The following is a 26,977-nucleotide window of genomic DNA, read 5'->3' as shown; positions in this document are numbered from 1 at the left end:
GGCGGCGGGGGGGGGGTCGGTGCTGCTGGCGACCGGTGCGGGCGCCGGGGCAGCGGGGGTTGGCACAGGGGTAGGTACAGGGGTCGGCACCGGACTGGGGGGCTGCGTCGGTCGGGCCAGCGCTGGCGCCGGCCGTTGGGCCACACGGGGCGTGGCCGGGGTGGCTGCGGGCGCGGCGGGGACGGCGGGTGTCGGGGCGGCGCTGATCCATTTCACCAGAATCTCGGCCGGCACCAGCGCCTCGGCGGGGCGTTGGGCCAGGCCTTGCTGCAGCAGCCAGAGGGCGGCGGCGTGGGCAGTGAGCACGGTGGTCAGAACCACCCAGTGGCGGACGGGCATGGCTGCAAAGGGCGAGGGGGCGGTCAGGGCGATCATGGTTTCAGCACCCACCAGCCGGCGGTCACCACCAGCACCCAGGCACCAAGGAGGACGAGCAACATGGGCATCATAACGAATTCTCTTTATTCTAAACAAGAACGATTCGTATTTTATGAGCGACTCAAATATTCAGGTCCGATGTCGCCAGTGCGGGCCACGCCGCACAGTGCCATGGTGGCCCACAACTCGTCCAGCAGCAAGCGCAGCACGTGGGCCACGCCATGGGCCCCGGCATGGGCCAGGCCCCAGAGCACGGGGCGGCCCAGCAGCACCGCGTCGGCGCCCAGGGCCAGGGCTTTGAACACGTCGGTGCCACGACGGATGCCCCCGTCCACCAGCACCGGGCAGCGGCCCTGAACGGCGGCCACCACCGCCGGCAGCAGTTGTACGGTGGGAGGCATGGTGTCCAGCACGCGGCCTCCGTGGTTGGAAACGATCAGCCCATCGATGCCCAGGTCGAGGGCCAGGGCCGCATCGTCGGGGTGGGTGATCCCTTTGAGCAGCAGGGGCAGGGGCGAATGCTGGCGCAGCCAGTGCACGTCGTCCCAGGTCGGGGCCTGGGCGAGCAGTTGATCGGTGGAGCCGGGGGGCGGGCTGGGTGGCCAGTGGGGTTGCGGGCCCTGGGGCAGCGAGGCGACGTTGGCACGCCGCTCGCGGTCGCGCACGCCCTGGAGGGGGGCGTCCACCGTGAGCACCAGGGCTTCGTAGCCGGCGGCCTGGGCGCGGTGTGCCAGTTCCAGCGTCCAGGCGCGGTCGCCCAGGTGGTAGAGCTGGAACCAGAGCGGGCCGCGCGTGGGCCCGGGGTCCATGGCGCGGGCCACGTCTTCCAGCGGTGTGTGGCTCTGCATGCTCAACACCAGCCCGACCCCCAGCGCCGAGGCGGCCAGGGCGGTGGCATGTTCGGCGTCCGGGTGCGCCAGGCCGTGGCGGGCCATGGGGGCCACCAGCAGCGGCGAGGGGCACGTGCGGTGAAGCATCTGGGTTTCCATGCCCAGCCCGCCGATTGGGCGCAGCACCCGGGGGTGCAGTGCCAGGCCTTGCCAGGCTTCGGCGTTGTGGCACAGGGTGCGCTCGTCGCCGGCGCCCCCGGACCAGTAGGCCCACACGGCCGGAGGCACGCAAGCACTGGCCAGGGCCTCGTGGTCGGCCAGGTTGACCGGGGGGTGGGCCGTGTCGGGCATCAGGTGGACGCCCATTGGCGCAGCAGGTTGTGGTACACGCCGGTCAGCGCCGTGGTTTCGGCGGTTTCGCCGTGGCGTTCGCGCAGTTTCAGCAGGTTCATGTCCAGGTCGAACAGCAGGCGGCGCTGCTCGTCGCTGCGCACCATGCTCTCGATCCAGAAAAAGGACGCGAGGCGGACACCGCGGGTGACGGGCGTGACCTCGTGCAGGCTGGTGCCGGGGTAGAGCACCGCGTCGCCGGCGGCCAGTTTGACGCGTTGCACACCGTAGGTGTCGTGGACGACCAGTTCGCCACCGTCGTACTCCTCGGGGTCCGAGAGGAACAGGGTGCAGGACAGGTCGGTGCGCACCCATTCCTGGGTGCGTTGGGAATGCAGGATGGCGCCGTCGATGTGGGCGCCGTAGGTGGGGTGCTCGGGCCGGTAGCGGTTGAACAGGGGGTTGTAGACGCGGCGCGGCAGCGCCGCCGAGAAAAACAAGGGGCTGCGTTGCACCGCCGCCAGCACCTGGGCTTGAAGCCGATGCGCCATGGGGTGGTCTTGCTTCAACTGTTCGTTGCGCTTGACTTCCATCGCCTGCACGCCTGCGCTGGTGCGGCCGTCGATCCACCAGGCTTCGTCGGCCAGGTGTTCGCGCAGGGTGCGAACGTCTTCTTGGCTCAGGATCTGGGGCAGTTGCAGCAGCATGGGGTGGCTCAGAACAGGTGCTTCAGACTCACCTGGATGGCGCGGGCGGCACCAGGCGCATAGAAACCGCGGTAGAGCGAGTCGGCGTAGAGTTCGTCGGTCAGGTTGGTGACGTTGAATTTCACGCTGGTCTTCTCGTTCACGGTGTATTCGACCATGGCGTCCACGGTGGTGAACGCCTTGGCCACCAGGGTGCGGTTGCCTTCGGGGCTTTGCTCGCCGCGGTAGTTCAGGCCCAGGCCCAGGCGCCACATCGGCGCCACGCGGTAGGTGGTCCACAGGCTGGCGCTGTGTTTGGGGGTCAGGGCAGGGCGGTCGCCCTCGCGTTGGGCGTTGCCGGTGGTGGTGCCGTTGTCGATCTTGGCGGTGGGAATCCAGGTGTGGTTGTAGAAGATTTCCCACTTGGGCGTCAGGCGGCCGGCGAAGTTGAACTCCATGCCGGTGGCGTGGCGCTTGCCCGACAGCAGGTAGGAGTCTGCCGTCGGCTCGTCGGTGTTGCGTTCGTTGTATTTTTCCGAATGGAACAGGGCCACGCCCAGCGAGGCCTTCTTGTCAAACAGCTCGAACTTGCCGCCGATCTCGAAATTGCGGCTCTTTTCTGGGGGGGTGTTGGCGATGCGCTGGTTGGTGGAAATGGCGCCGGTGGTGGCGTTGGGCACGAAGGCGCCCAGGGCAAACTGGTAAGTGTCCCCGGAGGTGTTGTACGACGTGCCCACCGAGGCGTAGTAAGACTGGTTTTCGTCGGGCTGGTACAGCACGCCGAAACGCGGGCTGAGCAGGGTGTCGCTGATTTCGAAATGGGCTTCCGGATTGCTGCCGTTGGCTGGCGCGTCGTACGAGCCCTTGAAGTGGTCCAGGCGCAAACCGGCGACCAGTTTGAGTGCCTCGTTCAGGCTCACGGTGTCCTGGGCGTACACGCCCAGGTTTTGTGCCTTGAACGTGTTGAGGGTCAGCGCAGCCCGCCCATTGGGGTTGACGGCGCCGTCGTTGGGCGTACCCACGGTGGTGCTCAGGCCGCTGGCCGCTTCTGCGTAGCTCTGGTTGCGTTGAGCGTCCTCCATGCTCAGGTCCACACCCGTGATCAGGCTGTGTTTGAAACCGGCTGCTTCAAATTGGGTGCTGAAGTCGCTTTGAACCTGGGTCAGGTCGCTGAAGCCAATGCGTCCCTTCGGGGTGCGTGTGATGGGGGTGCTGTCGTTGTACGGGTTGGACAGGCTGGTGGCGGCCCCGTTGGTCTGGCCAAACCGCACCACGCTGGCCACCAGGTCCCGTTCGTAGCTGCCATGGCGCACGGTGGTTTTCAGTGCCGTGTCGTGGTCAAAGCGGTGGGTGTGGCTGAACGTGGCGTAGGTGCTTTGGGTTTTCAGATAGTCGCTGGCCAAGCCATAGTAGTTTTGGGCGGGCAGGGTCGGCACGATTTCACCGTTGCTGGTGAACCAGGGGTGGTTGTACAACGGCGTTCCATCGGTTTCCAGGTGATACAGGCCCACCGAGAATTCGTCCTTCAGCCCGATGCCCCAGCGGTAGGCCGTGGCGAGGCCTTTTTTGTTGACCGTGGCGCCGTGGTTGTCGGCGTCGTGGACCATGGCGTTGACGCGCAGGGCGGCATCGTCGCCGGTTTGGAGGTTGAAATCACCGGTCACGCGCTTTTCCTGGCCAGAACCGAGGGTGAGTTCCGCCTCGTGCTGGTCCATGAGGAAGGGTTGCTTGCTCACCTGGTTCACCACCCCACCGGTCGAACCTTTGCCGAACAGCATGGAGGCCGAGCCTTTGAGCACCTCCACCCGGTCGAGGTTGAAGGTGTCCCGCTCGATCAACGGGGCGTCGCGCATGCCGTCCACGTAAATGTCGCCGGCCTGGCCCAGCGAAAAGCCGCGCAGCCGCACATCTTCTTCACCGGTTTCTCCCGCCTGAAAAGTGACGCCCGAGGTGGTTTTCAGCACTTCGCGGAAATCGTCCAGGTTGCGGTCGTCCAGCAGCTTTTCGGTCATCACCGTGACGGTTTGGGGGATGTCCCGCAGCGCCTGCTTGCCTTTGCCGATGGTGGATTCGGTGGCGCGCAGGGTGTTCTTGGCCTTGATTTCTTCGGGGTCGGCCTGCTCTTTCACCGTCACGGTGGACAGGGTGGCTTCGGCCGTGGGGGCGCTCTGTGCCAGGGCCGAGAGCGAGCTGGCCAGCAGCATGGCGCCCAGCGGCAGCAGGGCGGCCTTGGCCGGCAAGGGGGCAGAGGTGGCGTAGGGGTCGGCCTGCTGGGGGGCGTCCGGGCGGTGTGCTTGCGTGGTCATGGTCAGCGGATGAAAGGTTGTTGGCTGGCTGACCACGGCAGGGTGCGTGCTGGCTGGCTGGTGCAAAGAATTGTATAGCAAATGCAAACAATTCGCGTTTGCATAAAGAGCCGGGACGAAAAAAAACCGGCTGGGCCGGTGGGGTGGGGGATCAGGCCGCGTTGTGTGCGCCGGTGGTGCTGTGCACCAGGTGCGCCAGCCGCCCGCTCAGGCGGCATTCGCTCCAGATCTGGCGGGCCGCGCCCTCGCATTTGCCGCATTGGGTGGCCACGCCGTGTTCCAGTTGGATGTCGTCAAACCCAGCCCCCTGCTGGGCGCTGCGGGCAATGGTCTTGTCACTCACGCGGTGGCACACGCACACGATCACGGCAAATCTCCTGAAAGCATGCGCGCATGATAATGATTTGCATTTGACTGGTCAAGCGGGGCGCAAAAAAGGGGCGCCGCAGCGCCCTGGGTGCCGTGGGGTCGGCCGCTCACCCGATCTCGCCCATGATGCTCTGCTGGTAGTTCTGCAGGCCCACTTTGTCGATCAGTTCCAGCTGGGTTTCCAGGAAGTCGATGTGCTCCTCGGTGTCGTCCAGAATCTTCAGCAGCAGGTCGCGCGAGACGTAATCGCGCGCGGCTTCGCAGTGGGCCACGCCTTCCTTGATGGTGGCCTGGGCCCCGCGTTCCAGCGCCAGGTCGCTGCCGAGCATTTCGGGCACGTCCTCGCCGATGCTGATCTTGCCCAGGTCCTGCAGGTTGGGCAGGCCGTCGAGCATGAAGATGCGGTCCATCAGCCAGTCGGCGTGCTTCATCTCGCCGATGGATTCCTCGTATTCCTTCTTGGCCAGCTTGTCCAGGCCCCAGTGCTTGAGCATGCGGTAATGCACGAAGTACTGGTTGATGGCGGTGAGTTCGTTCTTGAGCTGCGCTTGCAGGTGGAAGATGACTTGTGCGTCGCCTTTCATGGGGGCTCCTGTCTGGTGTCGGCGGTGGTGCACAGTGTAGTCCTTTGGGGCCTCGCCCACGGGGGCCGTGTGTCGGTTCGGTGTCGGGCCGGCACACCAAAAACTATGGGGTGGATTGAAACTATTAATAGATAATATCGATTGCCCTGGGCTATGATTCTTGGGTCTTCACGGATCGACCGATCCCCAACCTCAACCCACAAGGAAGCGACATGTCCCTGATCAACACCGCCGTCCAGCCGTTCAAAGCCCAGGCTTTCCACAATGGCAAGTTCATTGATGTGACCGAGCAAAGCCTGAAAGGCAAATGGTCTGTGCTGATTTTCATGCCGGCCGCCTTCACCTTCAACTGCCCGACCGAAGTGGAAGACGCCGCCGACAACTACGCCGAATTCCAGAAAGTCGGCGCCGAGGTGTACATCGTCACCACCGACACCCACTTCAGCCACAAGGTGTGGCACGAAACCTCCCCCGCCGTGGGCAAGGCCAAGTTCCCGCTGGTGGGCGACCCGACCCACGCCCTGACCAACGCTTTCGGCGTGCACATCCCCGAGGAAGGCCTGGCCCTGCGCGGCACCTTCGTGATCAACCCGGACGGCGTGATCAAGACCATGGAAGTGCACAGCAACGAAATCGCCCGTGACGTGAAAGAAACCCTGCGCAAGCTCAAAGCCGCTCAGTACACCGCCGCCAACCCCGGCCAGGTGTGCCCGGCCAAGTGGAACGAAGGCGCCAAGACCATCGCTCCGTCGCTGGACCTGGTCGGCAAGATCTGATCCTGCGCCGTTCTTGCAACGGCCCGCCAGGAAATTAAAGGGTGCTGCCTGTGGCGGCGCCCTTTTTTTTCGACCACCGACCGGCTGGATCGATTTTGGCTATTGATAGCTTTTGAAATTCAAATTGGCGAATCAATAGTTGTTACCTAAAATAACCGGTGTGGACCAAGCCTCGGACCGCTTGGCCGAATTCCAACCCCCACAAGGACGCCCCATGCTCGACGACACCCTCAAAGCCCAATTGCAAGCCTACCTGGAGCGCGTGACCCAGCCCTTCGAGCTGGTGGCCTCGCTGGACGATTCGGCCAGCGCCCAGGAAATGAAGGCGCTGCTGGAGACCATTGGCGGCCTGTCCGACAAGATCACGGTGCGCACCGACGGCCAGGACGCGCGCAAGCCCTCGTTCAGCCTGCAGCGCCTGGGCACCGACATGAGCCTGCGCTTTGCCGCCATTCCGCTGGGCCACGAGTTCACCTCGCTGGTGTTGGCGCTGCTGTGGACCGGTGGCCACCCGCCCAAGGTCGAGCCCGAGGTGATCGAGCAGATCCAGGCCCTGGACGGCGACTACCACTTCGAGGTCTACATGTCCCTGAGCTGCCACAACTGCCCGGACGTGGTGCAGGCGCTGAGCCTGATGGCCGTGCTCAACCCCCGGGTCAAGACGGTGGTGATCGACGGCGCGCTGTACCAGCAGGAGGTGACCGAGCGCGAAGTGATGGCCGTGCCCATGGTGTACCTGAACGGCCAGGTGTTCGGCTCGGGCCGCATGCTGATCGAGGAAATCGTGGCCAAGCTGGACACGACATCGGCCGAGAAAGAGGCCGCCAAACTGAGCGCCAAAGACGCGTTCGACGTGCTGATGGTCGGCGGTGGCCCCGCCGGTGCCGCGGCCGCCGTCTACGCCGCGCGCAAGGGCATCCGCACCGGCGTGGTGGCCGAGCGTTTCGGCGGCCAGGTGAACGACACCATGGCCATCGAGAACTACATTTCCGTGCTGGAAACCGACGGCCCGAAGTTTGCCGCCGCGCTCGAAGCCCAGGTGCGCCACTACGAGGTGGACATCATGAACCTGCAGCAGGCCGCGAAGATCGTGCCGGCCGCGCAGGCCGGCGGTCTGGTGGAGGTGCACCTGGCCAACGGCGGTGTGCTCAAGTCGCGCACCGTGGTGTTGTCCACCGGCGCGCGCTGGCGCAACGTCAACGTGCCGGGCGAGCAGGAATACAAGAACAAGGGCGTGGCCTACTGCCCGCACTGCGACGGTCCGCTGTTCAAGGGCAAGCGCACGGCGGTCATCGGCGGGGGCAACTCGGGTGTGGAAGCGGCGATCGACCTGGCCGGCATCGTCGAGCACGTGACCCTGATCGAGTTCGCCGACCAGCTCAAGGCCGACGCGGTGCTGGTGAGCAAGCTCAAGAGCCTGCCCAACGTCACCGTCCACGTCAACGCGCAGACCACCGAAATCACCGGCGACGGCAGCAAGGTCAATGGCATCCGCTACAAGGACCGCGTCAGCGGCGTCGAGCACCACGTGGCGCTGGAAGGCATCTTCGTGCAGATCGGCCTGGTGCCCAACACCGAGTGGCTCCAGGGCACGGTGGAGTTGAGCCGTTTTGGCGAAATCGTGGTGGACGCCAAGGGCCACACCAACGTGCCGGGCGTGTTCGCCGCGGGCGACTGCACCACGGTGCCGTACAAGCAGATCGTGATCGCCGCGGGCGAGGGTGCCAAGGCCGCCTTGAGCGCCTTCGACTACCTGATCCGCACGCCGGCCGCGGTGACCGAGGCGCTGACCGCCTGACGCCCATGGCCCGGGTCCTCGGGCCGGGCTCTGGCGCCTGAGCCGAAAAAAATGCCGGGCAGTGCCCGGCATTTTTGCGTCCGATGGTGCCTGCTTATTTCAGGTCGTCGGCAATGACCTGCACGATGCGCTGGGCCGTGGCCGAGCGGTCGGCTTGGCCGTTGGCGTCCAGCACCGACACCGTGCTTTGCGCCGCGGTGCTGCGCACGGCGATGCGGTAGCGCGTCGGGGTGGCTTCCTTTTTGGGCGAGCTGCTGAACAGGCGACCGAAGAAGCCGGGTTCTTTGGTGGTCTGGGTTTCGTCCGGCGCCACGTAGCGCACGAAGTACAGGCCTTGCGAGCGGTCGCGGTCTTCCACGGTGAAACCGGTGCGGTCCAGCGCCAGGCCGACGCGGCGCCAGGCGCGGTCGAAACCTTCCTCGATCTGCACCACCGGCTGGTTGTTCAGGGTGGTGACGCGGGACGACGGCGGCACGGCGCCCGCGGCCAGCAGGGCCTTGGACTGCTCCTGGGTCACGCCGAGCTTGACCATCATGCGGCGCAGGAATTCGGCCTCCAGTTCCACGTCGGCCGGACGCGGCTGCCACACGGTGGAGTCCTTGCGCTCGTTGCTGTAGACCTCGACCATGCCGCGGTGGCTGATGAAGATTTCGGTGCCGCCCGCGCTGTTGCGCTCCAGGCGGGTGCGGAACTTGTCGCGTTCGCCGGTGGAGTACAGGCTGTCAAACACCTTCCCCAGGGTGGAGCGGATGATGTCTTGCGGCAGCTTGGCGCGGTTCTCGGCCCAATCGGTTTCCATCAGGCCCAGGTTTTCCTGGTCCAGCGCCAGCAGGAAGCCGTTTTCCTGCCAGAAGTCGCGCACGGGGCCCCAGAGTTGGTCGGCCGGGCGGTCGACCACCAGCCAGCGCTGGTTGCCGGCACGCTCGATGCGCACGTCGCCCACGGTGGCGGCCGCGGTCGGCACGCGCTGGGTCGGCTGGGCCACCTGGTAGCCGCTAGCGGTCACCACATTGCCCGGCACGGTGTAGCGCGATTCGCGCGTCAGCTGGCTCAGGTCGGGCGGCACTTCCAGGGTGCTGACCTGTTTGGCGCTCTTGTAGTCGATCTTGTCTTCTTGCAGCACGGAGCAGGCGCTGGCCAGGCTGGCGGCCACGGCCACGGTGGTCCAGCGGAACAGGCGTTGGCGGCTGTCGGTAGAGGCGAAGGTGTTCATGTAGGACCGGTCGGGTGAGGGGGTGGGGGCGTTCGGCGGCTCAGAGCAGGCCGGCGGCTTTCAGGGCCTGTTCCACCACGGCTTCGTTGCCGGTGGTCAGGGGGGTCATGGGCAGGCGCAGGGTCGGGCCGCACAGGCCCATGCGGGTCATGGCCCATTTCACCGGGATCGGGTTGGCCTCGACGAACAGGTGCTTGTGCACCGGCATCAGGCGCATCTGGATGGCCATGGCGGCTTTCACATCGCCAGCGATGGCGGCCACGCACAGTTCGTGCATCAGCCGGGGGGCGACGTTGGCGGTCACGCTGATGTTGCCTTGCCCACCGCACAGCATCAGGGCCACGGCGGTCGGATCGTCACCGGAATAGACGGCGAAGTCTTCGGGCGTTTCGCGGATCAGCCACTGCGCGCGCTCGATGTTGCCCGTGGCTTCCTTGATGCCGACGATGCCGGGCACCTGGGCCAGGCGCAACACGGTGTCGTGGGCCATGTCGGCCACGCTGCGTCCAGGCACGTTGTACAGCACCACGGGCAGGTCGCCGGTGGCTTCGGCAATCGCCTTGAAGTGCTGGTACTGGCCTTCCTGCGTGGGCTTGTTGTAGTAGGGCACGACCTGCAGCTGGCAGTCGGCGCCCACTTTTTTGGCGAAGCGCGCCAGTTCGATGGCCTCGGCGGTGGAATTGGCGCCGCAGCCGGCCATGATGGGCTTGCGACCGGCGGCCTGTTCCACGGCGACGCGGATGATTTCGCAGTGCTCTTCCACGTTCACTGTGGGCGATTCGCCGGTGGTGCCGACGACGCCGATGCAGTCGGTGCCTTCGGCGATGTGCCAGTCGATCAGCTTGCGCAAGGTGGGGTAGTCCACGCTGCCATCTTCGTGCATGGGAGTGACCAGGGCCACGATGCTGCCGGTGATCGGATTCATAGGTGCGGAATGGATTAGGTTGGGGGCAATGAAACCAATCCGCATTCTACCCAGCGGCGCGCAGGGTGTAGCGGTGGGGGGCGTCCGGCGGGGGCAGGGTTTCGCGCACCGCCACGATGCGTTGGACGAAGCGCTCAGGGGCGGTCAGGAAACCGTCCTCGTAGGCCACGGTGCGCAGGCCGGCGCACAGACGCAGCAGTTCGCCGGGCTGCAGCAGAAAGTCCGGCCGCGAGGGCTTGCCGACCGTGGCGTTGCCGTCGGCAAAGGTTTCGTAAATCAGCACACCCCCGGGCGCCAGGCTGGCCAGGATCTGCGGCCACAGCGGGCGCCAGAGGTAGTTGGTGACGATCACCGCGTCGAAGGCCTGGCCGCTCAGGGGCCAGGGGCCGTTCTCCACGTCGGCCGCCACGGTGCGCACCCTGGGGGCCAGGTCGGCCAGCGTGGCCAGGGCGTTGGCGTCGCGGTCCACGGCGGTGACGTGGCAGCCCTGGCGCACCAGCCAGCGGCTGTGGCGGCCGTGGCCGCAGGCCAGGTCCAGGGCGCGCGGACCACCAGGGCGCTGGTCGGGGATCAGGTGGGTCCAGCGGCAGACCCAGTCGGACGGGGAGAGCGAGGTGTGGGGCGGGGTCATTCAGAAGCAGGCCCAGAGCTGGTTGGCCATGTCGAGCATGAAGTCGGGGTGGGTGTAAAAGCTGAAAGTGGCCAGCAGCAGCGCGATGGCCACCCCCCAGGCGGCGCGGCGCGGCCAGGCCCCGCCTGACCGCGGGTGCGCGTGGCTGGCCGGGGCGGGGCTCACGCGGCGGCTCCCACGACCCGTTGCGGGCCGCGCTGGATCGGGGCTTCGCGCACCGGCCAGTTCACCACGGCGGCGAACACGCCGAGCGCGATGGAGAGGTACCAGACGATGTCGTAGCTGCCGGTGCGGTCGTACAGCAGGCCTCCCAGCCACACGCCCAGGAAGCTGCCGACCTGGTGACTGAAGAAGACAAAGCCACCCAGCATGGACAGGTGGGCCACCCCGAAAATCTGCGCCACGATGGCGTTGGTCGGCGGGATGGTGGACAGCCACAGCAGTCCCATGGCCGCGGCAAAGGCGTACACGCTCCAGGGCGTGAGCGGGGCCAGCAGGAACAGGGTGATGGCGACCGAGCGCATCAGGTAGATGAAGGCCAGGATCTTGCGCTTGGCCAGGCGCTGGCCCAGCACGCCGGCGGCGTAGGTGCCGAACACGTTGAACAGACCGATGAGGGCCAGCGCGTAGCTGGCCACCTGGGGTGACAGGCCGTGGTCCTTGAGGTAGCTGGGCATGTGCACGCCGATGAACACCACCTGGAAGCCGCAGACGAAATAGCCCGCCATGAGCAACTGGAAGCTGCGGTAGCCGAAGGCCTCGCGCACCGCCTGCAGAATGGTCTGTTCCCGCGCCGGGCCCTGGCCGTTGCTGGCCTGCTGGGGTTCGCGCAGGCCGGTGGCCAGGGGCAGCACCAGCAGCACCGCCACACCCAGGACCAGCAGCGCCTGCTGCCAGCCGAACTGGGCGATCAGGAAGCCTTCGGTCGGCACCATCAGGAACTGGCCGAAGGAGCCGGCCGCCGCCGCCATGCCCATGGCCCAGGAGCGGCGTTCGGCCGGGATCTGCCGCCCCAGGATGCCGTAGATGACCGCGTAGGTGGTCCCGGCCTGGGCCGCGCCGATCAACACCCCGGTGGTCAGGGTGAACAGCAGTGTGGTGCTGGACCAGGCCATGCCCGCCAGGCCCAGGGCGTAGAGCACGGCCCCGCCCATGAGCACCCGCCAGCCGCCGAAGCGGTCGGCCAGCATGCCCGCAAAAATGCCGAACAGGCCCCACGACAGGTTTTGCACCGCCATGGCGAAGGCGAAGGTCTCGCGCGTCCATCCCTGGTCCTGGGTGATGGGTTGCAGCCACAGGCCAAAACCGTGCCGGATGCCCATGGACAGGGTGACGATGGCCGCGCCGCAGGCCAGCACCTGGAATGCCGACAGTTTTTTCGGCGCAGGGGTGGCCGCGTGGGGGGAGGGGATAGACATGCCGAGACTGTAGCGAATTTGGTACCGGCCCGTCTGTCGCGTCGGGCACGCTCTCTACAATCCCCGGCCATGGCAGACACCAACGCTTCCCCCGCCGCCGGCACCGCGTACGCCGAAGGCTCCATCCGTGTGCTCAAAGGGCTGGAGCCCGTCAAGCAGCGCCCGGGCATGTACACCCGTACCGACAACCCGCTGCACATCGTGCAGGAGGTGCTGGACAACGCCGCCGACGAGGCCCTGGCCGGCTTCGGCAAAAAGATCAAGGTGACGCTGCACGACGATGCTTCGGTGAGCGTGGAGGACGACGGCCGTGGCATTCCGCACGGCCTGCACCCCGAAGAAAACGCGCCGGTGCTGGAACTGGTGTTCACCCGCCTGCACGCGGGCGGCAAGTTCGACAAGGGCAAGGGCGGGGCCTACAGTTTTTCGGGCGGCCTGCACGGCGTGGGCGTGAGCGTGACCAACGCCCTGGCCACCCGCCTGGAGGTGAGCAGCCACCGCGACGGCCACCTGGCTCGCCTGGCGTTTGCCGCCGGCGACGTGGTCGAGCCCCTGAGCCGCCGCACGCTGGAAGCCGGCGAGCGCAAGCAGGGCACCAGCGTGCGCGTCTGGCCCGACGCGAAATACTTTGAATCGGCCGCCTTGCCCGTGAACGAGCTGGTGCACCTGCTGCGCAGCAAAGCGGTGCTGATGCCGGGCGTGAGCGTGACCCTGGTGAACGAAAAAACCAAGGACACGCAAACCTGGCAATACAAGGGTGGCCTGCGCGACTACCTGCAGCAGACGCTGGCCGGCGAGCCGGTGATCCCGTTGTTCGAGGGCGAAGGCTACGCCGACGCCGGCCACGACAGCTTCGCCGAAGGCGAGGGCGCGGCCTGGGCCGTGGCCTTCACCGAAGACGGCGCGCCGGTGCGCGAAAGCTACGTCAATCTGATTCCCACCTCCGCCGGCGGCACCCACGACAGCGGCCTGCGCGACGGCCTGTTCCAGGCGGTGAAAAGCTTCATCGAACTGCACGCCCTGCTGCCCAAAGGCGTGAAGCTGATGCCCGAAGACGTGTTCGCCCGGGCCAGCTACGTGTTGAGCGCCAAGGTGCTGGACCCGCAGTTCCAGGGCCAGATCAAGGAGCGGCTGAACTCGCGCGACGCGGTGCGGCTGGTGAGCGGTTTCGTGCGCCCGGCGCTCGAACTCTGGCTGAACCAGCACGTGGAGCAGGGCAAGAAGTTGGCCGAACTCGCCATCAAGGCCGCGCAAAGCCGCCAGCGCGCCGGCCAGAAGGTGGAAAAACGCAAGGGCAGTGGTGTGGCGGTGCTGCCGGGCAAGCTGACCGACTGCGAAAGCCGCGACATCGCCCACAACGAGCTGTTCCTGGTGGAAGGCGACAGCGCCGGCGGCAGCGCCAAAATGGGCCGCGACAAGGAATGCCAGGCCATCCTGCCGCTGCGCGGCAAGGTCCTCAACACCTGGGAGGTGGAGCGCGACCGCCTGTTTGCCAACACCGAAATCCACGACATCTCGGTCGCCGTGGGCGTGGACCCGCACGGCCCCGACGACACCCCCGATTTGAGCGGGCTGCGCTACGGCAAGGTGTGCATTTTGAGCGACGCGGACGTGGACGGCTCACACATCCAGGTGCTGCTGTTGACGCTGTTCTTCCGCCACTTTCCCAAGCTGATCGAGGCCGGGCACGTGTACGTGGCGCGCCCGCCGCTGTTCCGCGTGGACGTGCCGGCGCGCGGCAAAAAGCCCGCCACCAAGGCCTACGCGCTGGACGAGGGCGAGCTGACCGCCATTTTGGACAAGTGTGCCAAGGACGGCGTACCGCGCGAGAAGTGCCAGATCAGCCGCTTCAAGGGCCTGGGCGAAATGAACGCCGAGCAGTTGTGGGACACCACCCTCAACCCCGACACCCGCCGCCTGCTGCCGGTGCAGTTGGGCGACCTGGACTTTGCCGCCACCGAAGCGCGCATCACCCAACTGATGGGCAAGGGCGAAGCCGCCGCCCGCCGCGAGCTGATGGAGTTGCACGGCGACGAGGTGGACATCGACGTGTGAGCGTCAGGCATCTCCCGATGCCGCGCCACCCAGCCTTCTGCTAGACTTTTCGAAAACAGTTCTGGGTCAGGCGCTTAGGGCCAACGCGCGGTCCGCTGTCTGAGTCCCAACATTGGCGTGCAGCGACAGCAACGGGGAGGTCGCGATGGAGAGGCACATGGGAGTTGATGCGTGGGGGGCGTGCCTCGGTGCGCCTGCTGTGGGGAGCCGCGCTTGAGCCCGCGCGGTGGAGCCGACGGCCCATGAGTCCAGCCGCCACGCCCCGCTGGAGCGGGTTGCTGCGTCTGGCCTGCGTCGGCCTGTGGGCGCTCGGCGTTGTCGCGGCACGGGCCGCTCCGGACAGCGCCGCCATCCAGGTGATCGCCCACCCGGCGCTCCAGATCGAAACCATCACCCGCAACGATTTGCGCGCCATCTTTTCCATGCGCGCCCGCCAGTTTCGAGATGGCCAGATGGCCACGGTCTTCGTCCTGCCGGACCAGAGCGAACCGCACCGGCAGTTCAGCAAGCAGACCCTGCAACTGCTGCCTTACGTGTTGCGCGACATCTGGGACCAGCAGGTGTTCACCGGCACCGGGCGCGCGCCTGTCGTGGTGCAGACCCGGGAAGAAATGCTCAAGCGCGTGGCGCAAACCACCGGTGGCATCGGCTACATCGTGGGAAACGACTATGTCACCAATGAAAAAGTCAAGACGCTCGATGTTCGCTGAACCCTGGCGCACGCGGCCGGCGTGGTGGGCGTTGCTGCTCGGCCTGCTGGCCGCGCCGTCCTGGGCCGGCCACGACGATGCGGGCGAGACCGCGGTGGAATTCCACGGTTTTGCCTCGGTCGGCTACATCGCCAGCCGCGGCAACAATTTCTATGGCAACACCCAGCACGGTGGGGCCGCCGACTATCTGGAAACCGGTGTCAACGCCTTTGCCCACCTGAACCACCACGTTTCCGTGGCCGGGCAGATCCAGGCGCGCAAGGCCGGGGCCACGGACGACGGCCAGGCCCGCGTCGATTACGCCTTCATCGACCTGCACAGCCCGCGCAACGGCGAGCGGGACCAGGGCCTGCGCATCGGCCGCGTGCGCAACGCCTTCGGCCTGTACAACGAAACCCGCGACGTGGTGTTCACGCGCCCCTCCATCCTGCTGCCGCAGTCGGTCTATTTCGAGGGCAACGGCATCCGCGAATTGCTGTTCTCGTCGGACGCGGTGCAGCTCTACGGCAGCCTGGCCGACGACGAGCAGCTGACCACGTTCAAGCTCAGCCAGGCGCGCAGTGGCCGGGCCTCCGACCTGACCCTGCGCAACCTGGCCGGGGGCGCCATCCCCGCCGGGACCGACCTGCGGGTGCTGAGCCCCCTGTTCGCGCAAATCCTGCACGAACGCCACAACGGCCAGCAGCGCTACGCCTTCAGCTACGCCGAACTGGGCATGGCCGGCCGGCTCGGTGGTGGGCCAGCCGCGCTGCAGATCCGCGCGACCGTCTGGTCGGCCCAGTACAACGCGGAAAACTGGTCCTTGACCACGGAGTACCAGCGCACCAACGGCCACACCGAGGTCGCGGGCATGAGCAGCCGGTCCGGCACGGACGGTGCGTACGTCCAGTACCAGTACCGCTTCACGCCGGAGTGGACCGGCCTGCTGCGCCACGACGTGAGCTACGGCGACCGCCAGAACCGCAGCGCCACGGCGACGCGCGACACCACCTTCGGCGTGGTGTGGCGGCCGCAGGCCGATGTGCAGCTCAATGCCGAATACCACCGTATCCGTGGCGTCGGCGGCATTCCCCTGCTGGACAACCCGAACGGCCGCAGCGCACGCACCGACCTGCTGGCCCTCACGGTCGGTCTGCGGTTCTGAAAGCCGGACCCATGCCGCGCCTGCTCTCGGGCCGCTACATCAGCCTGCGCTGGAAGTTCGCCATCCTCCTGACGGCGGTCCTGATCGGCGTCAACGCCCTGGTTCAGGGCGTTTATTTCCACAACCTGGACCAGGCGCAGCAGGTGCAAAGCCAGAAGCGGCTGCGCGAGCTGCACACCGCCTTCCTGACCCTGGAGCAGCGCTCCAGCCTGCAACTGGAGCGGGTGGCCAGCCAGTTCGCCGGCGACGCCTCGCGCCTGATCGCCCACCCCGGGTCGCCGCCTGCGCTGGCCGGCAACGCCTACACCGGCATCGACTCGCTGCAGTACCTCTCGCCCACGGGGGCGTTGCTCTACGCCTGGGAGCAGGATGGGGCGCAGGCCTTGCCCACGCCGCAGCTCAACGCCCGCGCCCTGGAACAGGTGCGGCTGGACGAGCGCCCATCCACCTACTTGGACTGCCGCCGGGTCTGCCGGCAGCAGGCCTATGTGCCGACTTTGTTACCCGATGGCAGCGAGGTGGTGGTCAACATCGGCCGTTCCATCGGCGACTCGATCGTCGATTTCCAGCGCCTGGTCGAGGCCGATGTGGCCTTGCTGGCGCGCCAGCCGGTCGACGCGGCGGCTGCGTACCGGCGTGTCTGGGACCAGGACGTGCTGATGGCCTCCAACGCGGACCGGGTGATCGGCCAGCTCGAAGCCATCGCCGCGGTGGTGGGCCACGACGCGGTGCGGGCCGGCCTGGCCGACTGGTTCGGTGGCCGCCACATCGCCCTGCAGGCCTTCGAACTGCGGCAGGACAAGACGGTACAGCCGGTGTCGGTGCTGCTGGTGACGGACGAAACCCCGGCCAAACAGGCGATGCGCCAGGCGGCCCTGGCCAACCTGCTGCTGAGCAGCGTGGGCATGGTGCTGGTGGGTCTGTTCCTGAGCTTGGCCCTGGGCCGCTCGATGCGGCGGCTGCAGGCGCTGGCGCAGGAGCTGCCCAAGCTGGCCGAAGGGCGCTTTGCCGAGGTGCGCGAGCACCTGGCGCAGCACCAGAGGCGCCCGCTGGCGCAGGACGAGATCGGGGTGCTGCTGCAGACCTCGAACGAACTGTGCCAGCAGCTCGAATCCCTGCAGGCCGAGAGCCAGGCGGCGCAAGGGCGCATCCACGCGCTCAACGCCAGCCTGGAGGCCAAGGTCCGACAGCGCACCGAACAGCTGTTGCACGCCACCGAACTGGCCGAGCAGGCCAACCAGGCCAAGACCTCTTTCCTGGCGAACATGAGCCACGAAATCCGCACGCCCATGAACGCCATCCTGGGCATGAGTTACCTGCTGGAGCAGCAGGACCTGTCGCCGGTGGCCAAAGACATGGTGCGCAAGGTCCACGGCTCGGGCCGGGCCTTGCTGGGCCTGATCAACGACATCCTCGACCTGTCCAAGATCGAGGCCAACAAGCTCGACATCGAGCACACCCCCTTCCGCCTGAGCGACGTGCTGGAAAACGTCGCCCACATCATGTCGGCGGCGGTCGGGGACAAGCGGATCGACGCCCTGGTGGCGCCGGTACCGGCCGGCGCCGACGGCCTGGTGGGCGACCCCCTGCGGCTGGGGCAGGTGCTGATCAACCTGGTGAGCAACGCCATCAAGTTCACCCAGCGGGGCGAGGTGGCGGTGTCAACGCAACGCTGCAACCCCGACGGGCCGCGCCTGCGGCTGCGCTTCAGCGTGCGCGACACGGGCATCGGCATCCCGCCGGACAAGCTGGCGTCGATCTTCCAGGCCTTCACCCAGGCCGATGCCTCGACCACGCGCAGCTTCGGTGGCACCGGCCTGGGCCTGACCATCTGCCAGCGCCTGGTGGAGCTGATGGGCGGCCAGCTGCAGGTGCGCAGCGAATTGGGCCAGGGCAGCGAGTTCTGGTTCGAGCTCGAGTTCGAGCGCGGTGAGCCGGCGGCCCACGCCTACCAGGACCTGGGCGACCTGCGCGTGCTGGTGGTGGACGACCAGGCCTCGGCCCGTTCGGTGCTGGCGGCCACCGTGCACAGCCTGGGTTGGCACGCCGACACCGTGGCTTCCGGCGACGAGGCGCTGCAGCGCTGTACCGATGCCGAAGCCTCTGGACCTTACGACCTGATCCTGATGGACTGGCGCATGCCCGGCCTGGACGGTCTGGCCACGGCCAAGGCCATCCAGGCGGCCAGCCACGACCCGGACCAGACGCCGACCATCATCATGGTGACCGCGCACGACCGCGCGGTGCTGCTGGCCGAGGCCGACAGCCGCGCCGCCGATTCGGTGCTGACCAAGCCGGTCACCGCCTCGGCCCTGTTCAACGCCGTGCACGACCTGCGCCAGGCCGACGGTGTGGCCCTGCCGGTGAGTGCGGCCGGCCAGAGCCAGCGGCTGGCCGGCGTGCGCGTGCTGGTGGTGGACGACAGCGACACCAACCTGGAGGTGGCGCAGCGCGTGCTGACGCGCGAGCAGGCGCAGGTGACCCTGGCCGCCGACGGCCAGGTGGCGCTGACCCTGCTGCAGCAGCGACCGGCCGATTTCGACATCGTGTTGATGGACGTGCAGATGCCGGTGCTCGACGGCATCGCCGCGACCCGCGCCATCCGGGCCACGCCCAGCCTGGCTCATGTGCCGGTGGTGGCCCTCACCGCCGGTGCCTTCAGCAGTGAAAAGGCCGCGGCCACGGCCGCCGGCATGAACGAATTCGTGACCAAGCCCTTCGACGTGGACGCGCTGATCGGCGTGATCCAGCGGCTCACCTCGGGCGCGCCGGCCCGCGCGGAAGGGGGCATGCCGGCGGCACTGGCCCCGGCCGATGCCGTGGCCATGCCGGTGCTCGACAGCCAGGCCGGCATCCGCCTGTGGGGCGACGAAGCCGCCTACCGGCACTTCCTGCACAAATTCGCCCAGGACCACGCCGAGGGCTTGCAAGCCTGGGACGCCTGGGACCGCGACACCCGCATCGGTTGGGTGCACAAGCTCAAAGGCACGGCCGGTAACCTGCAGCTCAAGCGGCTGGCGGCCCAGGCCGCCGAGGTCGAGCGCGAGCTGCACGGCGTGGAGCAGTCGCCCGGTCGGGAGGAGCCGGTCGGCGGTCTTCGCGCGGCCATGGCGACGACGTTGACGGCGATCGCCTCCTACCTGGAGCTGGAAGCCGGCCCGGGCTGGGTCCAGACCGAGATCGTCGCGCCGGCCGTCCTGTCGGGTGGGCCGGCCGAGGCCACGGACCTGCTGGTCCGGGCCATCGGCGCCATCCGCCTGTGCAGCCCGGCCGACGTGGAGCCGATGCTGGCCGAACTCGAACATGCTTTCACGCCCGAGCGGCTGGCCCGTTTGCGCGCCGCACTGGCATCGTTCGATTTTGAACAGGCCGAAACGGCGGCACGCCAGATCGGCGCAGAATTCGGACTGGCACTGCCGCCCGAGCAGGCCCAGGGAGCCCCGACATGAGCCGATCGAAACACCGCATCCTGGTGGTGGACGACGAACCCGCCAACCTGCAGTTGCTGCGCTACGTCCTCGAAGACAAATACCGCCTGACCTTCGCCACCGACGGCGCCAAGGCGCTCCAGCTGGCGCGCCTGCAGCACCCGGACCTGATCCTGATGGACATCATGATGCCGGTGATGAACGGCTACGACACCGTGCGCGCCCTCAAGGCCGATCCGGCCACCCGGCACATTCCGGTGATTTTCGTGACCGCCATGTCGGAAGTGGCCGACGAGGCCATGGGCTTCGAGATCGGTGCGGTGGACTACCTGACCAAACCCGTCAGCCCACCCATCGTGTTGGCCCGGGTGCGCACCCACCTGGCCCTGGTCGGGGTCGAGGAGCTCAACGCCACGCGGCTGCAGATCATCCAGCGCCTGGGGCGAGCCGCCGAATACCGCGACAACGAAACCGGCCTGCACGTCATCCGCATGAGCCATTACGCCCAGGTGCTCGGGCGGGCCACCGGCATGGACGAGGAGGACGCCGAGCAACTCCTCAACGCCGCGCCCATGCACGACGTCGGCAAGATCGGCATCCCCGACCACATCCTGCTCAAGCCCGGCAAGCTGGACGAGCAGGAGTGGGCGGTGATGCGTCGCCACCCCTACATCGGCTACAAGATCATTGGCGAGCAGGACTCGCCCCTGCTCAGCCTGGCGGCCGAAATCGCCTACACCCACCACGAAAAATGGGACGGCTCGGGCTACCCGCGCCGCCTCCAGGGCGAGGACATTCCCCTGGCTGGGCGCATCGTGGCGCTGGCGGACGTGTTCGACGCCCTGACCACGGCCCGGCCCTACAAGCCGGCCTGGCCGGTGGAGCAGGCGGTGGCCTACATCCGCTCGGCCTCGGGGCAGCATTTCGACCCCGACCTGGTGCCGCTGTTCCTGGACCGGCTGCCGGAGTTGCTGGACATCCGCGAGCGCTGGCTGGAAGAGCCGGCCGCAGCCCGATGAGGGGCCCCTCGACTGGGCGCCAAACTGCGCTCAGGCGCCGTCTGGAATGTCGGGCTCCACCAACCATTTCAACAACTCCAGCGACTCTTGCCAACCGAGGTAACAGGCTTCGGTGGGAATGGCCGCGGGAATGCCGGACTGCACCACCTCGAGCTGCGTGCCGCACGACACCGGCGTGAAGGTGATGGTGGTCGTCATCTCGCCCGGCAGGTGGGTGTCGTCAAAGGCGTCGGTGTGGGTGATGCGCCGGTGGGTCAGCAGTTCCAGGTAGGTGCCGCCGAACGCGTGTACATGCCCCGTGGACCAGTTGGCGAACGACATGCGGTAACGCCCGCCCACACGGGCGTCGAGCGCGTGCACCTGGCAGGTGAAACCGTGCGGCGGCAGCCACTTGCACAAGGCGGCGGGGTCCAGAAAGGCGCGGTACACCCGCTCGGGCGGTGCGCGCAGGACGCGGTGCAGGGTGACGGTGGACATGGTGAGGCCTTGGTTGGGGGGCTTATTTGGGCCGGTGCAGGGCGCAGAGTTTGTTGCCGTCGGGGTCGCGCACATAGGCCAGGTGCAGCGCGCCTGCCGCGGTTTGGCGCAGGCCGGGCGGCGCTTCGATGGAACAGCCGCCATGGGCCACCGCCACGTCGTGGAAGCGCTGGACCTGCTCGGGCGAATCGCAACGGAAGCCGATGGTGCCGCCGTTGGCGCAGCTGGCGGCTTCGCCGTTGATGGGCTGCGACACGCAGAAGGTGCTGCCGTCGTGCCGGTAAAACAGCCGTTCGTGGCCGGTGCTGGCCGCGTTGCGCATGGCTTGGCCTGCGCCCAGCACGCCCAGCACGGCGTCGTAGAAGCGTTGCGAGCGGTCGATGTCGTTGGTGCCGACCATGATGTGGCTGAACATGGGGTGTCTCCTCTTGGGTTGAAAATGTCGCCTGCATTGTGACCCAGAGCGGCGCATCCCTGAGGCTCATGGACAATAAGGCATGAGCTCCGATTTGCTGAACCCGCCCGACCACCCGTCCGCCGCGCCGGCGGGCGACCCCGACAGCCTGGCCGCCTACGCCCAGCGCGCCTACCTGGAGTACGCCCTCAGCGTGGTCAAAGGCCGCGCCTTGCCCGATGTGTGCGACGGCCAGAAGCCGGTGCAGCGGCGCATTCTGTACGCCATGCAGCGCATGGGCCTGGGTTACAGCGGCCCCAACAGCAACACCCCGGCCAAGCCGGTGAAAAGCGCCCGTGTGGTGGGCGACGTGCTGGGCCGCTACCACCCCCACGGCGACAGCGCCGCCTACGAGGCCCTGGTGCGCATGGCGCAGGACTTTGCGTTGCGCTACCCGCTGATCGACGGCCAGGGCAACTTCGGCAGCCGCGACGGCGACGGTGCCGCCGCCATGCGCTACACCGAGGCGCGGCTGACCAAAATTTCCACCCTGCTGCTGGACGAGATCGACCAGGGCACGGTGGACTTTGTGCCCAACTACGACGGCAGCACCGAAGAACCGCGCCAGTTGCCGGCGCGCCTGCCTTTTGCGCTGCTCAACGGCGCCAGCGGCATCGCGGTGGGCATGGCCACCGAAATGCCCAGCCACAACCTGCGCGAGGTGGCCGACGCCTGCGTGGCGCTGGTCAAAAACCCGGCCCTCGGCGACGCCGAGCTGTTCGAGCGGATTCCCGGCCCGGACTACCCCGGCGGCGGCCAGATCATCAGCCCCGCCAGCGAGGTGCAGGCCGCCTACCGCAGCGGCCGCGGCAGCCTGAAGGTGCGCGCGCGCTGGAAGATCGAGGACCTGGCGCGCGGCCAGTGGCAGTTGGTGGTGACCGAGCTGCCCCCTGGCGTCAGCAGCCAAAAGGTGCTGGAAGAGATCGAGGAGCTGACCAACCCCAAGGTCAAAACCGGCAAAAAGGCGTTGACGCAGGAGCAGACCCAGCTCAAAGCCAGCCTGCTGGCGGTGCTCGACGGCGTGCGCGACGAGTCCAGCAAAGACGCGCCGGTGCGCCTGGTGTTCGAGCCGAAAAGCAGCCGCATCGAACAGCAGGAGTTGATCACCGCGCTGCTGGCGCACACCAGCCTGGAAACCTCGGCGCCCATCAACCTGACGATGGTGGGCCTGGACGGCAAGCCGGTGCAAAAGACCCTGCGCCAGATGCTGACCGAATGGATCGAATTCCGCCAGGGCACCATCACCCGCCGTTCGCAACACCGCCTGAACAAGGTGCTGGACCGCATCCACATCCTGGAAGGGCGGCAGCTGGTGCTGCTCAACATCGACGAGGTGATCGCCATCATACGCGCCAGCGACGAGCCCAAGGCCGCGCTGATGGCGCGCTTCGCCCTGAGCGAGCGCCAGGCCGAGGACATCCTCGAAATCCGCCTGCGCCAGTTGGCGCGGCTGGAGGCGATCAAGATCGAGCAGGAATTGAAGGAGCTGCGCGAGGAGCAGGGCAAGCTGGAAGACATCCTGGCCAATCCCGCCAGTCTGCGCCGGCTGATGGTCAAGGAAATCGAGGCCGACGCCAAGGCCTTTGGCGACGAGCGCCGCACGCTGATCCAGGCCGAGAAGAAGGCCGTGGCCGAGATCAAGGTGGTGGACGAGCCGGTGACGGTGGTGGTGTCGGCCAAGGGCTGGGTGCGCGCCCGCACCGGCCACGGCCACGACGCGGCCGGGTTTGCCTTCAAGGCCGGCGACGGCCTGTACGGCACCTTCGAGTGCCGTACGGTGGACACACTCATCGTGTTTGGCAACAACGGCCGAGTCTACAGCGTGCCGGTGGCCAGCCTGCCCGGGGCGCGCGGCGACGGCCAGCCCATCACCACCCTGATCGACCTGGAGGCGGGCACGCAGCCGGTGCATTTCTTTGCCGGGCCGGCGGGCGCCACCCTGCTGCTGAGCGGCTCGGGCGGTTATGGCTTTTTGGCCACGGTGGACGACTTGGTGAGCCGCCAGAAGGCCGGCAAAGCGTTTGTGACGCTGAACGCCGGCGAAACCCTGTGCGCCCCGGCGCTGGCCAGCGGCGGCCTGGTGCTGCGCCTGGCCGCTCCCGACGGTGCTGTGGTGGCCCCGCCCGCTGCGCCCGAGGGGGGCGAGGCGCAGGCCGCGCTGGCCCCGGCCACGCACGTGTGCTGCGTGTCCACGGGCGGGCGCATCCTGACCTTCGAGTTGAGCGAGCTGAAGCTGCAGCCCAAGGGCGGCCGTGGCCTGATGTTGATGGGCCTGGACGATCCCGATACCCTGGCCGGTGCGGTGGCCTACACCCGCAGCGTGCGCATCGACGGGGTGGGGCGCGGTGGCAAACTGCGCGAAGAAACGCTGGAAATTCGCAGCCTGAACAACGCCCGCGCCGCCCGGGGGCGTAAGGGCAAGGACGCCAGTTTCGGTTTCAAGCCGGGCCGGGTCTGGCGCTGGGTGTGAGCGTGTGCAACAGGCCCCGTGCGGGGCCGAACGAAGGGGATGACGATGTTCCAACGGAGCGTGTGCGCATGTGCGGTGTGGGCCCTGTGTGCCCTGGGCAACGGCGCGGCGGCGCAAGGGGCGCCCGGGGTGCCGATGGTGGACACCCACAGCCACTTCCAGGCCGGCAAAGACCGCAATTTTGTCGCGGGCCTGAAAGCCGCGTTGCGCGAAATGGACCGGGTCGGTATCGCCCGCATGTTGCTGATGCCACCGCCTTTGCCCCAGGAGCAGGGGCCGATGTACCACGACATCGAGGACCTGCAGTTCGCGCTGAAAGACGCCCCGGGCCGGGTCGCCTTGCTGGGGGGCAGCTCTCTGAACGTGATGATCCACAGCGTCGCGCCGCAAGACGTGACCGAGGCGGTGAAAGCCCGTTTTGCGGCCAGGGTCAAGGCCATCCTCGACCAAGGTGCGGTGGGCTTGGGCGAAATCGCCATCCACCACGTGTCTATTCCCGCCATGGGGTCGCAGCACGCCTACGAGTTCATACAGGCCGACCACCCGCTGCTGTTGCTGATGGCCGATCTGGCGGCAGAGCGCGGCGTGCCCATCGACCTGCACATGGACCTGGTGCCCGAGGACATGCCCCTGCCCGCGGCGTTGCGGCCCAATCCGCTCAACCCAGACACCTTGCCCGCCAACGCCGAGGCTTTCAAGCGATTGCTGCAGCACAACCCGAAAACGCGTTTCGTGTGGTCTCACGTGGGGTTCGAGCCCCTGTTGACGCGCCAGCCTCAGCGCGTGCGCGAGTGGCTGAAGGCGTTTCCCAACCTGTACATGAGTTTCCGCCTGAACCGCGGCCACGCCAGCCCGGCCGCTGCCCTGGGGCCGGATGGCCAGATCAAACCGGCGTGGATGGCGCTGGTGACGGAGTTTGCCGACCGTTTCCTGCTGGGCAGCGACTCGTTCTACGACCGCGACGGCGTGGCACGGGGTGGGTTGGAGCCGGGCTCCAACCAGGGGCTGCGCGCCTTGCGCAGCTTCATCGACGCCTTGCCGCCACCGGTGGCCCAGGCCGTCGCCCACGGCAACGCGATCCGGTTGTACCAACTGCCCCCGCTGACGGCCCCTTGATGGGCGTGCTGGGCCCCAGGCTGGGGCCCAGCGTGCGCGTGTCACCAGTTCGATTCGCGCTCTGGCGTGGCGCGGATGCGGTGCAGCGACAGGTCGGCGCCTTCATACTCTTCTTCCTGGCTCAGGCGCAGGCCGACGGTGGCTTTGAGCAAGCCGTACACCGCAAAGCCGCAGGCCAGGGCCCATGCCACGCCCAGGCCCGTGCCCAGCAACTGGGCACCGAAACTGACGCCACCCAGGCCGCCCAGTGCCTGCTGGCCGAAAATGCCGGCCGCGATGCCGCCCCAGGCGCCGCACAGGCCGTGCAGCGGCCACACGCCCAGCACGTCGTCGATCTTCCATTTGGTCTGGGTCAGGGTGAACAGGGTCACGAATAGTGCGCCCGCCACCGCACCCACCACCAGCGCGCCCAAGGGGTGCATCAGGTCGGAGCCGGCGCACACCGCCACCAGGCCGGCCAGTGGGCCGTTGTGCACGAAGCCGGGGTCGTTTTTGCCGGCCACCACCGCCGCCAGCGTGCCGCCGACCATGGCCATCAGCGAGTTCACCGCGACCAGGCCCGAGATCTTGTCCACGGTCTGCGCGCTCATCACGTTGAAGCCGAACCAGCCGACGATCAGGATCCACGAGCCCAATGCCAGGAAGGGGATGTTGGAGGGCGGGTGGCCGCTGACCGCGCCGTCCTTGCGGTAGCGGTTGGAGCGGGCGCCCAGCAGCACCACCGCCCCCAGGGCCAGCCAGCCGCCCACGGCGTGCACCACCACCGAGCCGGCGAAGTCGTGGAAGGCGGCGCCGGTGAGGGACTGGATCCAGTCCTGCACACCAAAGTGGCCGTTCCAGACGATGCCCTCGAAAAACGGGTAAACGAAACCGACGATGACCGCGGTGGCGATGAGCTGCGGCCAGAACTTGGAGCGCTCGGCGATGCCACCTGAGATGATGGCCGGGATGGCGGCGGCGAAGGTCAGCAGGAAGAAGAACTTGACCAGTTCGTAGCCGTTCTTCTGGGCCAGGGCTTCGGCGCCGGTGAAAAAGTGGGTGCCGTAGGCCACGCCGTAGCCGACAGCGAAGTACACCACGGTGGACACAGAGAAGTCCACCAGGATCTTGACCAGAGCGTTGACCTGGTTCTTCTGGCGGACCGTGCCCAGTTCCAGAAACGCGAAACCGGCGTGCATGGCCAAGACCATGATGCCGCCCAGAAGGATGAAAAGGGCGTTGACGCCCTGAGTTGGTGCTTCCATGCTTGTCTTTTGTGCGTGAGGTACTTTTTTGATGCATGCCCGGGTTGCGATACCCGGGGCACCAAAGACAAGCAGGAAGCGCGCCAATCTGATGCGTGATGCACCAAATATGGCAGATTTTCCCCCGATGTCAGGCCAGTTCGGCCATCAGCTCGATTTCCACGCACGCGCCCAGCGGCAGTTGCGCCACGCCGAACGCACTGCGGGCGTGCGCGCCCACCTGTGGGCCGAAGACCTGACCCAGCAGTTCGGAGCAGCCGTTGGTGACCAGGTGCTGTTCGGTGTAGCTGCTGGTGGAGTTGACCAGGCTGAGCACCTTGACGATGCGCTTGACGCCGTTGAGGTCGGTGCCGGCCGCCACGCAGGCGGCGTGCAGCGTGCCCATCAGGTCCACGGCCACGGCGCGCGCGGCGGCTTTCGCTTCGTCGGTGCCCATGGTCAGGCCCACCTGGCCGACCCAGGGTTTGCCGTCCTGCTTGGCGATGTGGCCGCTGAGCAGCACCAGCTTGCCGGTCTGTACGAAAGGCACGTAGGCGGCGGCGGGCACGGCCACAGGGGGCAGTTCGATGTTCAGGGACTTGAGGGTGTCGTAAACGCTCACGCGGGTTCTCCAGAA

General features: G+C 67.3%; 23 protein-coding genes and 1 pseudogene. 9 read left to right on the top strand and 15 right to left on the bottom strand.

The genetic code is table 11. The features are described from left to right. From CON77_RS15065 to bfr, 6 genes and pseudogenes are all read right to left on the bottom strand, one after another. Positions 1 to 375 (bottom strand): annotated as a pseudogene (locus tag CON77_RS15065) (hypothetical protein); the annotation flags it as partial. 113 nt (positions 376 to 488) lie between these two features. Further along, positions 489 to 1,574, bottom strand: a complete 1,086-nt coding sequence (locus tag CON77_RS01075) for an alpha-hydroxy acid oxidase (protein ID WP_101046964.1) — start codon at positions 1,572 to 1,574, stop codon at positions 489 to 491. Next, a complete protein-coding gene (locus CON77_RS01070; RefSeq protein WP_101046962.1) occupies positions 1,559 to 2,245 on the bottom strand; it encodes a Fe2+-dependent dioxygenase in 687 nt (228 codons plus the stop codon). The genes CON77_RS01075 and CON77_RS01070 overlap by 16 nt, the downstream gene beginning before the upstream one ends. Before the next feature lie 8 nt (positions 2,246 to 2,253). Continuing rightward, positions 2,254 to 4,530, bottom strand: coding sequence for a TonB-dependent receptor (locus CON77_RS01065; RefSeq protein ID WP_101046960.1), 2,277 nt, complete (start codon positions 4,528 to 4,530; stop codon positions 2,254 to 2,256). A gap of 151 nt (positions 4,531 to 4,681) precedes the next feature. Continuing rightward, positions 4,682 to 4,897 (bottom strand): (2Fe-2S)-binding protein, encoded by a 216-nt coding sequence (locus CON77_RS01060; RefSeq protein ID WP_101046958.1) that lies wholly within the window; start codon positions 4,895 to 4,897, stop codon positions 4,682 to 4,684. Positions 4,898 to 5,006: 109 nt separating this feature from the next. Next, entirely contained in the window at positions 5,007 to 5,483 is a 477-nt protein-coding gene (gene bfr / locus CON77_RS01055; protein WP_101046956.1) for a bacterioferritin, read from the bottom strand. Between the two features lie 212 nt (positions 5,484 to 5,695). Here bfr and ahpC point away from each other — a divergent pair, with 212 nt between their 5' ends. Continuing rightward, positions 5,696 to 6,259, top strand: a complete 564-nt coding sequence (ahpC, locus tag CON77_RS01050) for an alkyl hydroperoxide reductase subunit C (protein ID WP_101046954.1) — start codon at positions 5,696 to 5,698, stop codon at positions 6,257 to 6,259. 214 nt (positions 6,260 to 6,473) lie between these two features. Then, positions 6,474 to 8,057 carry an alkyl hydroperoxide reductase subunit F gene (ahpF, locus tag CON77_RS01045; RefSeq protein ID WP_101046952.1) on the top strand — a complete coding sequence of 528 codons (1,584 nt, stop codon included), beginning with the start codon at positions 6,474 to 6,476 and terminating at the stop codon, positions 8,055 to 8,057. A 94-nt stretch (positions 8,058 to 8,151) separates the two neighbouring features. Here the strand turns inward: ahpF and bamC are convergent, their stop codons facing one another. The 5 genes from bamC to CON77_RS01025 are packed head-to-tail and all read right to left on the bottom strand — an operon-like array spanning position 8,152 to position 12,244. Beyond that, entirely contained in the window at positions 8,152 to 9,270 is a 1,119-nt protein-coding gene (gene bamC / locus CON77_RS01040) for an NlpB/DapX family lipoprotein (protein ID WP_101046950.1), read from the bottom strand. A 40-nt stretch (positions 9,271 to 9,310) separates the two neighbouring features. Beyond that, positions 9,311 to 10,195: a 4-hydroxy-tetrahydrodipicolinate synthase gene (dapA, locus tag CON77_RS01035; RefSeq protein ID WP_439650495.1), complete on the bottom strand. Its 885-nt coding sequence runs from the start codon at positions 10,193 to 10,195 to the stop codon at positions 9,311 to 9,313. 46 nt (positions 10,196 to 10,241) lie between these two features. Continuing rightward, on the bottom strand, positions 10,242 to 10,826 hold the full coding sequence (locus CON77_RS01030) for a class I SAM-dependent methyltransferase (RefSeq protein WP_101046947.1): 585 nt from the start codon (positions 10,824 to 10,826) through the stop codon (positions 10,242 to 10,244). Further along, entirely contained in the window at positions 10,827 to 10,991 is a 165-nt protein-coding gene (locus tag CON77_RS15060; RefSeq protein ID WP_157826816.1) for a hypothetical protein, read from the bottom strand. Beyond that, positions 10,988 to 12,244 carry an MFS transporter gene (locus CON77_RS01025; protein WP_101046945.1) on the bottom strand — a complete coding sequence of 419 codons (1,257 nt, stop codon included), beginning with the start codon at positions 12,242 to 12,244 and terminating at the stop codon, positions 10,988 to 10,990. The genes CON77_RS15060 and CON77_RS01025 overlap by 4 nt, the downstream gene beginning before the upstream one ends. A 69-nt stretch (positions 12,245 to 12,313) precedes the next feature. On the opposite strand from CON77_RS01025, the gene CON77_RS01020 reads away from it, so the two are divergent. The 5 genes from CON77_RS01020 (at position 12,314) to CON77_RS01000 (ending at position 20,600) form a co-directional block, all read left to right on the top strand. Then, positions 12,314 to 14,299, top strand: a complete 1,986-nt coding sequence (locus CON77_RS01020; protein WP_101046943.1) for a DNA topoisomerase IV subunit B — start codon at positions 12,314 to 12,316, stop codon at positions 14,297 to 14,299. Between the two features lie 242 nt (positions 14,300 to 14,541). Beyond that, positions 14,542 to 15,009 (top strand): type 2 periplasmic-binding domain-containing protein, encoded by a 468-nt coding sequence (locus CON77_RS01015; RefSeq protein ID WP_101046941.1) that lies wholly within the window; start codon positions 14,542 to 14,544, stop codon positions 15,007 to 15,009. After that, entirely contained in the window at positions 14,999 to 16,153 is a 1,155-nt protein-coding gene (locus CON77_RS01010) for a hypothetical protein (RefSeq protein ID WP_101046939.1), read from the top strand. The genes CON77_RS01015 and CON77_RS01010 overlap by 11 nt, the downstream gene beginning before the upstream one ends. A gap of 11 nt (positions 16,154 to 16,164) precedes the next feature. Next, entirely contained in the window at positions 16,165 to 19,602 is a 3,438-nt protein-coding gene (locus tag CON77_RS01005; protein WP_101046937.1) for a hybrid sensor histidine kinase/response regulator, read from the top strand. Further along, positions 19,599 to 20,600: a response regulator gene (locus CON77_RS01000; RefSeq protein WP_101046935.1), complete on the top strand. Its 1,002-nt coding sequence runs from the start codon at positions 19,599 to 19,601 to the stop codon at positions 20,598 to 20,600. Before CON77_RS01005 ends, CON77_RS01000 begins: the two co-directional genes overlap by 4 nt. A 30-nt stretch (positions 20,601 to 20,630) precedes the next feature. Here the strand turns inward: CON77_RS01000 and CON77_RS00995 are convergent, their stop codons facing one another. Together CON77_RS00995 and CON77_RS00990 are read right to left on the bottom strand one after the other, a co-directional pair. Beyond that, on the bottom strand, positions 20,631 to 21,077 hold the full coding sequence (locus CON77_RS00995; RefSeq protein WP_101046933.1) for an SRPBCC family protein: 447 nt from the start codon (positions 21,075 to 21,077) through the stop codon (positions 20,631 to 20,633). A gap of 22 nt (positions 21,078 to 21,099) precedes the next feature. Beyond that, positions 21,100 to 21,492: a VOC family protein gene (locus CON77_RS00990; protein WP_101046931.1), complete on the bottom strand. Its 393-nt coding sequence runs from the start codon at positions 21,490 to 21,492 to the stop codon at positions 21,100 to 21,102. A gap of 82 nt (positions 21,493 to 21,574) precedes the next feature. On the opposite strand from CON77_RS00990, the gene parC reads away from it, so the two are divergent. Both parC and CON77_RS00980 read left to right on the top strand, forming a co-directional pair. After that, positions 21,575 to 24,001 (top strand): DNA topoisomerase IV subunit A, encoded by a 2,427-nt coding sequence (parC, locus tag CON77_RS00985; protein WP_101046929.1) that lies wholly within the window; start codon positions 21,575 to 21,577, stop codon positions 23,999 to 24,001. A gap of 45 nt (positions 24,002 to 24,046) precedes the next feature. Beyond that, positions 24,047 to 25,117 (top strand): amidohydrolase family protein, encoded by a 1,071-nt coding sequence (locus tag CON77_RS00980; protein ID WP_157826815.1) that lies wholly within the window; start codon positions 24,047 to 24,049, stop codon positions 25,115 to 25,117. Positions 25,118 to 25,158: 41 nt separating this feature from the next. On the opposite strand, the gene CON77_RS00975 is transcribed toward CON77_RS00980, so the two are convergent. Next, the gene (locus CON77_RS00975; protein ID WP_101046925.1) at positions 25,159 to 26,361 is read right to left on the bottom strand and encodes an ammonium transporter; all 1,203 of its coding nucleotides are present in this window, start codon (positions 26,359 to 26,361) and stop codon (positions 25,159 to 25,161) included. A 130-nt stretch (positions 26,362 to 26,491) separates the two neighbouring features. Then, positions 26,492 to 26,962 (bottom strand): RidA family protein, encoded by a 471-nt coding sequence (locus CON77_RS00970; RefSeq protein ID WP_101046922.1) that lies wholly within the window; start codon positions 26,960 to 26,962, stop codon positions 26,492 to 26,494. Positions 26,963 to 26,977 lie beyond the last annotated feature (15 nt).

Origin of the sequence: Macromonas nakdongensis, assembly GCF_002837145.1 — a bacterium.
GTDB lineage: Bacteria > Pseudomonadota > Gammaproteobacteria > Burkholderiales > Burkholderiaceae_C > Macromonas_B > Macromonas_B nakdongensis.
This window is presented reverse-complemented; position numbering and strand designations above follow the sequence as displayed.

Coding starts and splice junctions, on each gene's coding strand:
- CON77_RS00975 (WP_101046925.1), bottom strand. CDS start 26,361: ATGGAAGCACCAACTCAGGGCGTCAACGCCCTTTTCATCCTTCTGGGC.
- CON77_RS01030 (WP_101046947.1), bottom strand. CDS start 10,826: ATGACCCCGCCCCACACCTCGCTCTCCCCGTCCGACTGGGTCTGCCGC.
- CON77_RS01000 (WP_101046935.1), top strand. CDS start 19,599: ATGAGCCGATCGAAACACCGCATCCTGGTGGTGGACGACGAACCCGCC.
- bfr (WP_101046956.1), bottom strand. CDS start 5,483: ATGAAAGGCGACGCACAAGTCATCTTCCACCTGCAAGCGCAGCTCAAG.
- ahpF (WP_101046952.1), top strand. CDS start 6,474: ATGCTCGACGACACCCTCAAAGCCCAATTGCAAGCCTACCTGGAGCGC.
- ahpC (WP_101046954.1), top strand. CDS start 5,696: ATGTCCCTGATCAACACCGCCGTCCAGCCGTTCAAAGCCCAGGCTTTC.
- parC (WP_101046929.1), top strand. CDS start 21,575: ATGAGCTCCGATTTGCTGAACCCGCCCGACCACCCGTCCGCCGCGCCG.
- dapA (WP_439650495.1), bottom strand. CDS start 10,195: ATGAATCCGATCACCGGCAGCATCGTGGCCCTGGTCACTCCCATGCAC.
- CON77_RS01015 (WP_101046941.1), top strand. CDS start 14,542: ATGAGTCCAGCCGCCACGCCCCGCTGGAGCGGGTTGCTGCGTCTGGCC.
- CON77_RS01025 (WP_101046945.1), bottom strand. CDS start 12,244: ATGTCTATCCCCTCCCCCCACGCGGCCACCCCTGCGCCGAAAAAACTG.
- CON77_RS00980 (WP_157826815.1), top strand. CDS start 24,047: ATGTTCCAACGGAGCGTGTGCGCATGTGCGGTGTGGGCCCTGTGTGCC.
- CON77_RS00995 (WP_101046933.1), bottom strand. CDS start 21,077: ATGTCCACCGTCACCCTGCACCGCGTCCTGCGCGCACCGCCCGAGCGG.
- CON77_RS00990 (WP_101046931.1), bottom strand. CDS start 21,492: ATGTTCAGCCACATCATGGTCGGCACCAACGACATCGACCGCTCGCAA.
- bamC (WP_101046950.1), bottom strand. CDS start 9,270: ATGAACACCTTCGCCTCTACCGACAGCCGCCAACGCCTGTTCCGCTGG.
- CON77_RS01020 (WP_101046943.1), top strand. CDS start 12,314: ATGGCAGACACCAACGCTTCCCCCGCCGCCGGCACCGCGTACGCCGAA.
- CON77_RS01065 (WP_101046960.1), bottom strand. CDS start 4,530: ATGACCACGCAAGCACACCGCCCGGACGCCCCCCAGCAGGCCGACCCC.
- CON77_RS01005 (WP_101046937.1), top strand. CDS start 16,165: ATGCCGCGCCTGCTCTCGGGCCGCTACATCAGCCTGCGCTGGAAGTTC.
- CON77_RS01070 (WP_101046962.1), bottom strand. CDS start 2,245: ATGCTGCTGCAACTGCCCCAGATCCTGAGCCAAGAAGACGTTCGCACC.
- CON77_RS01010 (WP_101046939.1), top strand. CDS start 14,999: ATGTTCGCTGAACCCTGGCGCACGCGGCCGGCGTGGTGGGCGTTGCTG.
- CON77_RS01075 (WP_101046964.1), bottom strand. CDS start 1,574: ATGGGCGTCCACCTGATGCCCGACACGGCCCACCCCCCGGTCAACCTG.